This window comes from Candidatus Eisenbacteria bacterium (assembly GCA_016930695.1).
In the GTDB taxonomy this organism is placed as follows: domain Bacteria; phylum Orphanbacterota; class Orphanbacteria; order Orphanbacterales; family Orphanbacteraceae; genus JAFGGD01.
Map to the genome: position 1 here is coordinate 105,227 of JAFGGD010000049.1, position 12,460 is coordinate 117,686.

The 12,460-nt window shown below is 60.1% G+C and carries 8 protein-coding genes; 6 read left to right on the plus strand and 2 right to left on the minus strand.

Annotated features, from left to right (window positions below):
* Positions 1–3 precede the first annotated feature (3 nt).
* Together JW958_12145 and JW958_12150 are read right to left on the minus strand one after the other, a co-directional pair.
* Positions 4–1,644 (minus strand): T9SS type A sorting domain-containing protein, encoded by a 1,641-nt coding sequence (locus JW958_12145; GenBank protein ID MBN1827005.1) that lies wholly within the window; start codon positions 1,642–1,644, stop codon positions 4–6.
* Positions 1,645–1,697: 53 nt separating this feature from the next.
* A complete protein-coding gene (locus tag JW958_12150) occupies positions 1,698–3,593 on the minus strand; it encodes a family 16 glycosylhydrolase (protein ID MBN1827006.1) in 1,896 nt (631 codons plus the stop codon).
* Between the two features lie 660 nt (positions 3,594–4,253).
* Here JW958_12150 and JW958_12155 point away from each other — a divergent pair.
* From JW958_12155 to vsr, 6 genes are all read left to right on the plus strand, one after another.
* Positions 4,254–5,228 carry a T9SS type A sorting domain-containing protein gene (locus JW958_12155; protein MBN1827007.1) on the plus strand — a complete coding sequence of 325 codons (975 nt, stop codon included), beginning with the start codon at positions 4,254–4,256 and terminating at the stop codon, positions 5,226–5,228.
* A gap of 160 nt (positions 5,229–5,388) precedes the next feature.
* Positions 5,389–7,044 carry a glycoside hydrolase family 30 protein gene (locus JW958_12160; protein MBN1827008.1) on the plus strand — a complete coding sequence of 552 codons (1,656 nt, stop codon included), beginning with the start codon at positions 5,389–5,391 and terminating at the stop codon, positions 7,042–7,044.
* Positions 7,045–7,209: 165 nt separating this feature from the next.
* Positions 7,210–9,402, plus strand: a complete 2,193-nt coding sequence (locus JW958_12165; GenBank protein MBN1827009.1) for a hypothetical protein — start codon at positions 7,210–7,212, stop codon at positions 9,400–9,402.
* A gap of 306 nt (positions 9,403–9,708) precedes the next feature.
* Complete coding sequence (locus JW958_12170) at positions 9,709–10,833, plus strand: DNA cytosine methyltransferase (protein ID MBN1827010.1); 1,125 nt, start codon at positions 9,709–9,711, stop codon at positions 10,831–10,833.
* Positions 10,830–11,759 (plus strand): DUF4928 family protein, encoded by a 930-nt coding sequence (locus JW958_12175; GenBank protein MBN1827011.1) that lies wholly within the window; start codon positions 10,830–10,832, stop codon positions 11,757–11,759. The genes JW958_12170 and JW958_12175 overlap by 4 nt, the downstream gene beginning before the upstream one ends.
* Positions 11,756–12,172: a DNA mismatch endonuclease Vsr gene (gene vsr, locus JW958_12180; GenBank protein MBN1827012.1), complete on the plus strand. Its 417-nt coding sequence runs from the start codon at positions 11,756–11,758 to the stop codon at positions 12,170–12,172. The genes JW958_12175 and vsr overlap by 4 nt, the downstream gene beginning before the upstream one ends.
* Positions 12,173–12,460 lie beyond the last annotated feature (288 nt).

Consider the following 12,460-nt stretch of genomic DNA (forward strand, 5'->3'; position numbering starts at 1 on the left):
GCGCTATCTCACCAATACCATCCGACCGGTCTCCACCACGTCGTCCGTCCGGAGTCTGTACAGATAGACGCCGGACGCGGCGTTCTTCCCCTCCGAATCCCGGCCGTCCCACGTCGCTTCATGCGTCCCGGCGGGGAAAACACCGCTCACGAGACGGATCACGCGCCGGCCGGCGGTATCGAAGACATCGATCTCGGCGAAACCGCTTCTTTCCATCACGAAACGAATCGCCGTGCTCGGGTTGAAGGGATTCGGCCGCGCCGGGAAGAGCCGGGCCGCGGGAAGACGGGGCGGAGAAACCGCAGGTTCCTCGACCACGCCGGTGATCACGCCGGCGGGAACGAAGGTAAAGGCATCAAGGACCACTTCCTGATCCGTTCCGGGCGGTCCCTCGTACTGCCAGAAGTTGATGTGCACGCGGGGCTGCTCGGGGCGCGGGATGTGGGGACCCTCGTAGATCCAGGAGTGGATCAGGTTGGGCGGCGTTTCATCCGACGGACCGCCCCGCCAGCTCCGGCACTCGACCCGGTCCGGGAGCCAGCGGAAGGCGAAGCTCGCGAGTTCCCCGGCGCCCCAAGTGGCGTCGAAGCGGCTGAGGTTTCCCGGCCAGTCGTAGGGCTGCGCCACGAATTGGGCGACGTCGTTCGAGGGATTTCCCCACCGGCTGATCTCCACGTCGACCTCGTTGTAGGGGTTCCACCAGAGGTAGGCGGGATCCCAGCACGGCCCGTACTGCCAGAGAAACATACCGAGCACGGCGCGTTCGTCGAGCGTGTCGATCGAGCCGGCGGTGGTGAAGATGTAGTCGCCGTATCCGAGGGTGTCCTCGAGGGCGACCTCGGTGCTGGTCCAGGATCCGCCGTCGTTTCGGATGGTCAGATGGAGACGGCCGTTCCCGTCCGTCCAGACGGAACTCGAATCATCGGAGAAAACGCTCGGTCCCGGCCCGTAGTATCCCGGACCCTTGACACGCCAAACATATCCGCTGAAGTCGACGGTCCGGCCGCCGGGGAAATGGTCCCATTGGATGTCGTCGATCGACGGGGGGCCGATCTCGTCGAAGGTCGCCTGATCGAAATAGACGTCCGGCGCCGGATCGGCGGGGCTCTGGAGGACGCCGAGGAGGAGGCGGGCTTCGACGGTGCCGGACGGGGCGGGCCCGCTGGTGACGGCGAAATACCGCACCTCGCCGGCCGTGGCCGACGAGTCGATGGGAGCGTAGGATTCGTAGTCGATCAGCGAGCCGCCCGCATCGCGCCACTCGACGTTCACGAGCGCCGTGGAGAGGCCGCGGAGCGGATGGCCGGCTTCGTGCCAGACCCGCACCGACACGTTCCACCGGTCGCCGGGGGCCGAGTCCATCGCCTGCCAATACCCGGAGACGTCCCACCCGCCCAGGTCCGGTCCGGTCACGCGGGCCGCCGCGAAGCCGTGGGTCGCGTTCGGCGAGGAGCCGACCACGCCGAACTGATTCCATCCCCCGAAAACGGCTCCCCCCGAACCGCCGATTTCGAAACTGGGATTGGAGAAGATGCACTGGCCGAAGGCGGGTTCCCACGAACCGAGAAAGAGAAGCGGCAAGAAGAAGAGAGACGCGCGATATCCGGACATGGAGACCACTTTCTCCGCCGTTTGCGCCGACACCGAGGCGAAATCCTTACACTTCTATTCTACCGGAGAACCAACGATCGGCCAAGTTAACGGAGCAGCAAGAGCCTCCGGGTCTCCGAGTACCCTCCGGCAAGGAGCCGGCAGAAGTACACCCCTGATGCGACGTCTCGACCGTCGTCGCCGCGGCCGTTCCAAACGACCTCGTGACGACCGGCGGAAAGGTTTCCCGCGGAAACGAGGGTCCGTACCTTCCGTCCCGCCACGTCGTAGACCGCCAGATCGACCGCGGACGGCCGGGCCAGATCGTAGGCGATGGTCGTCGACGGGTTGAAGGGATTGGGAGTATTGGGGTGCAGCGCGAACGCCCGCGGCGGCGAAGGAGCCGCGACCGCGGTCGGCGCCCGGAACTCGATGTAGTTGAGGTTGAATCCCTCGACCGTGGGAATGAACCGCATGACCTGCACGCCCGGTTCGAGCGTCGCCGTCGTGGAGACGGTCGTCCACGTCTGCCAACCGCCCGTGACCGGCACGGTGACGGCGCCCGTCTTGTCGACGCCGTCGAACTCGATGCGGAATTCGCCTCCGGCGGAATAGGACGCCACGCGGACATCGATCTCGTATTCGCCCGCGCCCGGAACGTCGACGGTGTACTCCAGCCATTCTCCTTCCCGGAGCCATCCCACGTTGTACCCGCCGCCCGCGTCGGAGCATGATTGGACGTCGACGTCCTCCGAGGTGCGATAGGCGCTCCCCTGGTTCCCCGCGTCCAGGTCGTGGTAGGCGACCGCCTCTCCCCCGTCATCGTAGTCCTCCGCCTCGATCCGCGTGGGGAGCGCGAAAGGAACGCCGAGGTAAGGAGCCTGGCCGCACCCGGCGCCGACGGTCACGTCGGCGGCGTCGATGCTGTAGGCGCCCTCGTCATCGATCGCCCTGGCGCTGATCGTGTAACACCCGCTCGGGACGGAAGGCCAGAGCAGGGTGTAGGGAGCGGTCGTGTCTTCGCCCAGATAGGTCAGATCCTCGTAGAACTCCACCTTCGCGACGGCGCCGTCCGTGTCGGAGGCGGCCGCCTCGATCGTGATATCCCCCGCCGGCGGGTTGTCCCCCTCGGTGGGGTAGGTGACGGCGACGGTGGGAGCGAGGTTCCCCGTTTCCTGGTACACGCGGACGTAGTCGATGAGGTACTGCTGGGGGAGATCCGCCGTAACGCAGCTCGTGCTCGTGCAACCGGTCATGTTGCCGCCGACCGCGGCGTTCATGATGATGTAGAAATCCTGATCGAAGGGCGCGTTTGGATCACCGGGGGCGCCGTCGGAATACCACTGGGAGCTCGTCTTCGTCGAAAAGAGCGCGTCGTCCACGTACCAGCGGATCTCGTCCGGCTCCCACTCGACGGCGTAGACGTGGAACTCGTCGGCGAAGTTGATCCCCCCGGGCGAATAGGATCCGCTCGAATAGGTGTTGTCCGGATAGCTCCCGCCGAAGTGAATCGTTCCGCCGATCGAGGTCGTGGCGTTCACGGACTCCATGATGTCGATCTCGCCGCTCGCCGCCCATCCGCCGTAGGCGTCGTCCTGCGGCATCATCCAGAACGCGGGCCACATGCCGCCTCCCGTGGGGATCTTGGCCCTCATCTCGATCCTCCCGTAGAGGAAGGAGCGTTTGTCCCGTGTGTGGACCTTGCCCGAGGTGAAGTATCGGCCGCCGTAGTACTGATCGCGCGCCGTGAGGATCAGGTTCCCGCCGGAAACCTCGACGTTCTCCGCCCGGTAATACTGAAGCTCGTTGTTTCCCCAACCGCACAGGTCGGGACATCCGTCGCCGATGTCGATGGTCCAGTCGGCGGTATTCAAAGAGGTACCGTCGAACTCGTCCGACCAGACGAGAGAGAAAGCCGCAGCGGCGGGAGTCGCGAAGCTCATCCCCGCGATGATCGCGAGCACGAGCCCTCCAACGAGTGAGAAGGTTTTCTGGCAATCCATCTGGTTCTGCTCCCGGCTGTGGGGCGTGAACGACAAAAGTGGAAACAGGGCCGAATCATACGACTGTTTTTTTGTATTTGTATTATACACTTTGTACGTCGTCCGTACAAAGAAAATAATTGGATACCCGCCACGGCGAAAGCCGCGAACTTTTTGCAATCCAATTTGTTAATCTAATATCGCTCCTAGTCCGGGGAATCGCGAAGTCGAGATTGTCGGCACACTCCCCTCCCTTTGGAACCGCGCGTTCCGGGTCGTGAACCGGCCGGTTCGGCACCGGCATCGGAAGCGCGACACATCCCCCTCTCCGTCAGAAAGAGAGGGTCCCGCCGACGGATTAGCGTACAACCTACTAATTAACAATATGTTACAAGATGGAAAAATATGTTTGTTCGGAAAGCGAACATAGTGTATACTCGTTGTGGGTCGTCAGAAAATACACCATATGGGAGCCCGGGAATCCATTCCGGGGCGCCGAATCGAGACTCCGTATAGACGGAGAGTTCGACGACCGGAGATACACGAGGCGATACGGAAGGGAAATGTCCTTTCTCCGGATCGATTCCGCGAGAACGATCCGGGGGAGACGGTCTTCTACGAAAAGAGCCTGTCGAGAATCGTCGGCGGAAAACGAATCGGATTCTGAAACGGGAGGTGAACATGATGCTGGCTCGAGCGACCGCATTCCTTACGGTCATGATGCTGTGCTGTATGGTTTCCACCGCCGGCGCCGCGGTGACGTCCTACGGCCAGAGCTTCGAGGGTTTGATCCAGACGGATCCCGACGCGCTGGGCGATGACGGCTGGCTGGTCTATGGAAATGTGTTCGATCCGGACACGTCCTACCTCTACGGATACGGCCCCTTCGCGGCGCCCAACCACAACGCCGCGTTCTGCCAGATCGTGACCGGAGAGGGCGGCCCCAGCCAGGAAGCCCAGCAACTCGTCGTGTTCAGTGATTACGAGAACACCGATCACGCCGGCGGCAACCTCGTCGAGTCGAACGTCTACCGGGAGTACACGATCGAAGCCGGCGACGTGGGCACCTGCTGGTTCTTCGAGTTCGACGCCAAGCTGGGCAACATCACGGGAAGCTCGACCGCGGCGGCGTTCATCAAGACGCTCGACCCCGGTTCCGGATACGCCCTGACCAACTTCATCACCGTGGACATGACGTCCATTCCCGTCGAGTGGCAGCGCTACGGCCTCCGCATCGGGATCGACGCGAGTCTCGCCGGCCAGCTCCTGCAGTTCGGCTTCATGAACCTGGCCACGCTTTACGAACCGTCGGGCATATTTTACGACAACATCGAGATCCGCGGCGAAACGGTCGACGTCCCGGAAGGCGCCACCGTCGCCCGATCGAGGATGAGCCAGAACTGCCCGAATCCGTTCAATCCGACGACCCGCATCGATTTTGCTATTACGAGGGCGGGCGCCGTCGAGATCGCCGTTTTCGACATCTCGGGCCGGCGGGTCGCCACGCTGCACGACGGAGAACTCGGCGCCGGTGAGCATTCCGTGACTTGGGATGGGACGACCGATCGGGGCGAATCCGCTTCCAGCGGATTGTACCTGTACGTTCTGGAGACCCCGACCGATCGATTGACCCGACGGATGATGCTGGTGAAGTAGGAGATCGAGAGATACAGAGAGTCCCGTGCCGCATCTATGCGAAATCTGTTTCCCTTCCCGTGGTCCCGGGCGTCCAAGACGCCCGGGACGTTCTTTTCGATCCCATCGCTCGGCGGCCCCGATCCATCGCCTGACGACGGTTCTGTTGGGCGCGGCCGTGATGGGGACCTTCGCGGGCGCGAAGGAATCCGGCCCCGCACCGGCCGCGACGAGCGAGATCCTCCTCACCTCCGAAGGAGGGGACAAGATCAGCCCCATGGAGAACGCGGCCTTTAGGAAGGGCGACGCTTCCGGCACCGTGATCACCGTCTACCCGGACAGCACCAAACAGACCATCTACGGGATCGGCACCTCCTTCACGGAATCCTCCGCGTTCGTTCTGGCGCATCTGGAGCCGGAGAGCCGGCGGGAGGTGATGCGGAGGATCTTCGGAGAGTCGGGCGCCGATTTCACTCTGACCCGGACCCACATCGGGTCATGCGATTTCACGGTGGAGGGCGAGTACTCCTACGCCGCGGAACCGGACGATCGAGATCTGTCGGCTTTCACCATCGCCCCGGACCTCGCCGGATTCGACCGGGCGGACTATCCAGGTGTCAAGGATTCCCGCTACGACCTCCTCCCCATGATCCGGGAGGCTCTCGCGATCAAGCGGGAACAGAGGGACGGCGAGCTGCGGATCATCGCCTCCGCCTGGACGGCGCCCCCGTGGATGAAGGACATCGAGACCTGGACCATCCCGGGGTCCCCGGAAAACGACTGGCAGGGGACCGGGGGTTCGCTGAAGCCTCGGTACGTTTCGACCTATGCCGATTATCTCCTGAAGTACCTCGCCGCCTACGAGAGAGAAGGGGTGGACATCTGGGCGATCACGCCGGTGAACGAACCCCACGGCAACGGCGGACACTGGGAGAGCATGAATTTCTCGCCGGAATCGCAGAGCGACTTCATCCGACACCACCTGGGACCCCGCCTCCGGGAAAGCCGGCACGCCGGCGTGAAGCTGCTCGTCTACGATCAGAATCGGGACGGTTTGGTGCGGTGGGCGGAAGCGATTTTCGGCGATCCGCGTTCCGCCGGGTACGTGTTCGGCGTGGCCGTGCACTGGTATTCGAGCACATTCCGGGTATACGAAGACGCCTTGGAACGAGTGCACACCGGGCACCCGGACCGGGTCATTCTCCATACGGAGGGGTGCATCGACAACCTGGGCACCGACGCCCCCGGCGGGATCGGCGATCCGGCCGGGTACAAGGAATCGGGCTGGTTCGGCAACGACGCGTTTTGGTGGAACGCCGGCGCGACGGACTGGGCGTACACGGCGAGCTGGGCCGGACCGGGCGCGGCGGATCATCCCGCCTACACGCCGGTCCATCGTTACGCGCGGGACATCATCGTCTGCCTCGATCACTGGGTCGCCGGCTGGGTGGACTGGAACATCGTCCTGGACCGGGAAGGCGGTCCCAACCACGCGGGCAATTTCTGCGGCGCTCCGATCATGATCGACACGGAAACCGGGGAGATCTACTACACGCCCGTCTATTACGTGCTGGCGCAGTTCGGCCGGACCATCCGTCCCGGGGACAAAGCGGTTTGGACGAAGCGCGAGACGGACGGCCTGGACCCGGACGCCCTGCGCGCCTGCGCCACCGTGAACGGCGACGGCCTTCTCAGCGTGCAGGTGCTGAACACCACGAAGGATGCGATTCCCTACCACCTGCAAATCGCCGGCCGGTACGCGGCGATCACCATCCCCGCCAACTCGGTCCAGACCGTGCGGGTTCCTCTGGAGGCTCCCACTCCAAGAATGGACTGAAAAGAAAGATATGACCGTGTTGCTTACAATTCCATCCAACAGCTATAGTATGAGGTATCTATACAGGGGCCGGTTCGAGACGAATGTATGCCGGCTCCCTTTGCGAAGATTGAAGGTACCCCCCCGTGAAACGGCTGCCGGCATCCACTCTCCAAGGGAGACATCATGAAGCTCCTTCGCGTACTCGCTCTGCTCCCGATCCTGCTTCTCTTCTCCTGCGACCTCTTCAGTCCGGAAAAAGATGACGATCCCGCGGAGGTGAGCGACGACCTTCTGGGGAGCAAGACCATCGGGGTGGCGGGGGGCGAACTCGACCTGGACAGCATCCGGGTCATCGTGCCGGCCGGCGCCTTCCGCGAAGAGAACACGATCCGTGTCTCCGTCGAGGACGAGGAGGAGGACTTCGGCGAGTACGGGATCTCCTCCATGTATCGGATCGACGGTCTGCCCGGCACCATCGACGAACCGATCCGGCTCCGGCTGAAATACCGCGGCCCCATCGAGGGGGACACGCTCATCGCCGTCGGACGGATCCTGAACGCCACCACCGAAGACAGCGTGCACGCGTCCTTCCATACCGACCAGGCTGCCGACTCGTCGGGCTATCTGCTTTACGAGCTTCCCGCCGATGCCGCCGGGAAGGCGATCGGCAAGGAAGAGGCCCAATCCGCCGGCGAGACGTTCTTTTTCATCATTCTCGGCGGCTACATGGAGGAGCCTTCGGCGAATGGGCATTTCATTCTGAGCTATCCTCTCGCCTACAGCGCCCAGGGCGCGAAGATGGGCGAGCATTTCGAAGAGGCCTACGATTCCTGCGCGGCGATGGGATACGATCTGACCGGAAGGGACTGGGCCGCCGACCCCCCGACCGTTCTGGCCAAACCCTCCTCCCGGTTCAACGGCGCCTATTTCTACAGGATCTCGAAGGTGAAGAACGATCCTCTCGTGACCGACCAGGAGCTGCGGAAATACATCCCGGTCGGGAGTTTCCAGATCGATCTCGGCATCCTGAACGACGATCCGAAAATGCGGGCCGTCTGCGGGCACGAGTTCTTCCATCTGGTCCAGAATCTGTACGAGTTTTCTTCTCCCAATATCGAGATCGAACAGAAGTGGCTCAAGGAAGCGGCTTCCGTATGGATCATGGAGAAATTCTCGAATCTGCCGAACTACGTTCCTCACAGCATCAACGGAAGAGAGATGTACCCGTTCGACGGATGGCAATACGCGGGCAGGAGCCACGCGCGGACCGGATACGGTCTCTCGGTCATCCTGAAAGGCGTCGTCGAGGCGTACGGCCAGCAGGCGATCCGCAGCATCTTCGAAGAGATCCAGGCGGGTGTCTTGCCTTCGCAGGCGGTCGATCCGGTCGATGCGGTCCTCTCGGTCCTGAACGAACCGGTCCCGCAGTTCTGGCACGGCGTGTTGGGCGCCTACGTGCTGGGTCACTATTACGATAATCAGGTGAATTTCCGATTCCTTGATGAATGGACGAATTTCACGACCTTCACCGTCGATCCGTCGAACAACGTGATCCCCGCGACGCTGGAGTACCACGACCTTTCGGGAAGACTGTTCAAGATCCTCCCGGGGGATCTGAGCACGCTGTCGACCGCCCCCCTCTCCTTCACCGTCGATGATCCGGCGAATTGCGGGATCCTGGTCTGCAAATACAAGCAGGGGACGGAGATCACCATGGTCGGCGAGGCGTTCCCCGGAGGGAGCGGGCAGGTGGCGCTGGCCGACGCCAAGCCGCTCTTCGACGCCGGATATGATCTGGTGGTCCTGGTATCCAACAGCACGCACGACGCCGCCTCCAACTACCAGGGCAAGAACGACGTGGAACTTCTGATCGAGTTGACCGGCTCCGACGTTCTGAACGGCAGCATGGAATTCTACCTCGATACCGCCCGGTTCCAGAGAAGCGACCAGACCGGTCCCACCACCGCGAACCTGGAAGAGGCCCTCCATTTCAACGGCGCAGTCGGGAGTTTCAGCAACGGCCTTTTTTCCGGGAATTACTCCTACGAGAGCCTGGGACGGACGTTCTCCGGAAACGTGCGGATCACCTACATCGACAACCCGGCCAGCATCAACGTCCACCTGTCCAACACGATGTCCTATGAAAGCAGCTGGGGATTCGGCACGGTCACCATCCAGTACACCGTCGATTATAGCGGCCTTTCCTACGACGGAATCGATCCGACCTCGGGCCGGTACGCCTATTCCACGAGCGGGAGTTCCACCTGCGGGGCGAGCGTGACCTGGCGAGAGACCAACGCACTGTACACGCAGAATCTGATTTCGTACGACTGCGGCGCCAACGCGTACCTCAAGGTCTACGTCGATTCGCGCTAGCTGGCGGATGGAGGATGGGAATGATATCGTATGATTTCTTTCGTAATCTTCGCATAGAGTAAAGGAGAGGGGATCTGGTACTCGATCGAGTCTAGTGGAGGTTGACTAAACCTTTACGAAATAATGTGAAGAGTCACCATGTGGCGGAAAGAATCTACCCCGAAGCTGAAAAAGTCATCGAGATTTAAGAAGAGCGGGTGACGGAGCCTATGAGGAAGACCGTATTGATGGTCTTCCTTGTTAGAGTTACACTGCAGCGGGTGAAGTAGTCGGCTCGCAGTCTGGGAGAGAAGGGATGTGGGGATGATGTGTATCACTGCGAAGGAAAGGCTCGAAACTCGGAGATCAGTAAAATTGCCTAGGGCTCTCGACTTCTTTGCTGGAGCTGGTCTTGCGACCGAAGGATTGCGTTTATCCTTCGACGTCGTATGGGCTAACGATATTTGTCCCAAAAAGGCAAGAGTCTACTTAGCAAACCACCCTCGCGAAGGATTCGAGCTAAGTCCCATTGAGAAGGTGCGAGGCTCTAATCTGCCGGAAGCTGATCTTTCTTGGGCAAGCTTTCCATGCCAGGATTTGTCCTTGGCGGGGAAGCTGGGGGGGATCGATAAAGCGCGCAGCGGCCTTGTTTGGCACTGGCTACGTGTGATGGATGAGATGCAGCGCCGTCCCCCCATGGTTGTAGCTGAAAATGTAATCGGTCTCCTTTCCGCAGCTAAAGGAGAGCACTACAGGCTTCTGCATCAGGCGTTAGAGAAGCGTGGCTACCGGGTAGGTCCGATTGTGCTTGACGCTGTCCATTGGGTTCCCCAATCCCGCCCCAGGGTTTTCGTAATAGGTATTAAACACGGTCCCGACTTAACGGGTCTCACGGCACCAGTACCCGGGTGGCTGCATCCGGCATCCGTCCGTCGGGCTTGCTCGGGTCTCAACGACTTGCTCTGGTGGCGGATGCCAATGCCCAGGCCTAGACAAAGCAATCTTGCGGAGATACTAGATCCCGAGGCTAAGCCTCACGAAGAAGACATCTCCGACCGAAACCTCGAGTTAATCCCACACGAGCACTGGCAGAAGATGAAGATGGCTATTAAAGCTGGGACTCGTGTGTTCGCGGGCTACAAAAGGACGAGGACCAGGGGGCAGACCCTAGAACTTAGATTCGATGGGATTGCTGGATGTCTTCGAACACCTGGTGGGGGAAGCAGCCGCCAATTGGTTGTAGTATGGAACAATGGTAAGCCGCATACGCGATTGCTGACTGTCACCGAGACTGCACGTCTGATGGGTGCAAGGAAGTCCTACAAGGTGCCCGGATCGTATAATGACGGTTACAAGGCCATGGGTGACGGAGTTGCGGTGCCTTCAGTAAGATTCTTGAGCAAGCACTTATTGTCATCTTTAGCTACACTTGTCGATACGGAGGAGGCGTGAACTCACTTTATAATCTCCTCAGCTCTTTCGCTCGTAGCCATGGGATTAAAGGAAAGAGTCCTCTATGTGTTGTTCTTGTAGTAACTCGCCATGCGCAGATCCAGGGGTTACCCCTTGAACCTGAGCTGATGCTCACGAAGAGAGGGGGGCAGGTTCGTGGATTAGGCAAAGCCGCGGTTCAGAAGATCCTGGCCGAGCATGAGATCTTCCGTACTCTTGCGGAGGAAGGTGGCCGAACAAGTCGCGGAAGCATCGGCAATATGAAGGAGTATGTAGAGTTTCTGAACGGACTCGCTCGTTCGGGAGAGGTTGATCTTGAGTCAGTGGAGAATTTCTGGATCGACCGTGTAAAGAATTTTTTCGCCTCAAAGCCATTTTCTCTCCGTTTGGATTTCTCTAAGTCAATCCGCTCTGTGGTTCGCGACCTTTTACTGCAAGCTGAACGTCGGCAGAAAGAAGGATCGGGAACAATGGTTCTCGGGACAGTTCTCCAGCATCTCGTAGGCGCGAAACTCGATCTCGTATTAGAGACCGAGATCGAACACCGGGGGGCATCAGTCAAGGATGAGGGCGCAGGGTATGACGCCGACTTTCTTATCGAGGATGCGGCAATTCATGTAACGACATCTCCAGCAGAAGCTCTGCTGCGAAAATGCAAAAAGAACCTGGATGGCGGATTAAGGCCGATAATTATCACGATTGAAAAGGGAGTAACTGCGGCGGAGATGTTCGCCGACCAACGCGGCGTAGCTGATCGGGTTGATGTGTTTGACGGTGAGCAGTTCCTAGCCGGAAACCTCTATGAGCTGGGGGGGTTTGGCAGAGACGGAAGAAGAACTACTGCGAAAAATCTAATCGCTAGATATAACAAGATCGTCTCCGAATGTGAAACAGATCCAGGTCTCCGCATCGAAATCTCCACATGACAGATACTTTAGAGCCAGAAAAGCGCAGTTGGGTAATGTCACGTGTCCGTTCCAAGGACACTTCACCGGAAATAACCGTACGCTCGCTTGTGCATCGCCTTGGTTTCCGGTTCAGATTACATCGCCGAGATCTTCCAGGTACACCCGACTTGGTGTTCCCTTCCCGACATATGGTCATCTTCGTGCATGGTTGCTTTTGGCATGGTCACCGATGCAGGAGGGGAAACCGGATTCCGAAGACCAATCGGTCGTATTGGATCGACAAGATCAACCGGAACAAGGCTCGTGACAGACTGCAGCGAGGGCGCCTTCGTCGTCTGGGCTGGCGAGTTATGGTTGTCTGGGAGTGCCAGCTTTCGGATCTAGACCGTCTTGAACGAAGAATCATCGGCTTTCTCAATAGTGACTCCTAAGAACCACTCTGAACCTGCTAAACGTCATGTGTCCGTACCCACTACAGGTCTCACCAGGATAACCAAGGGATCATGAGCTCTCAGCGGTAGAGGTTTGATTTTTCCATTGAAAATCCCGTACCCGCCCAAGTTTTTGGAGACGGTTAATCCGCGGATTTCTCAGATTCCGGGGACACAATCCGTAATTCGTTACCCCCATCGCGCCGGTGGACAACTCTTCCGGACTGAACCAAAACGGAATTCCGTATCGTGTCCCCGGAATGCGCGTGTCCCCGGAATGCGCCCCGG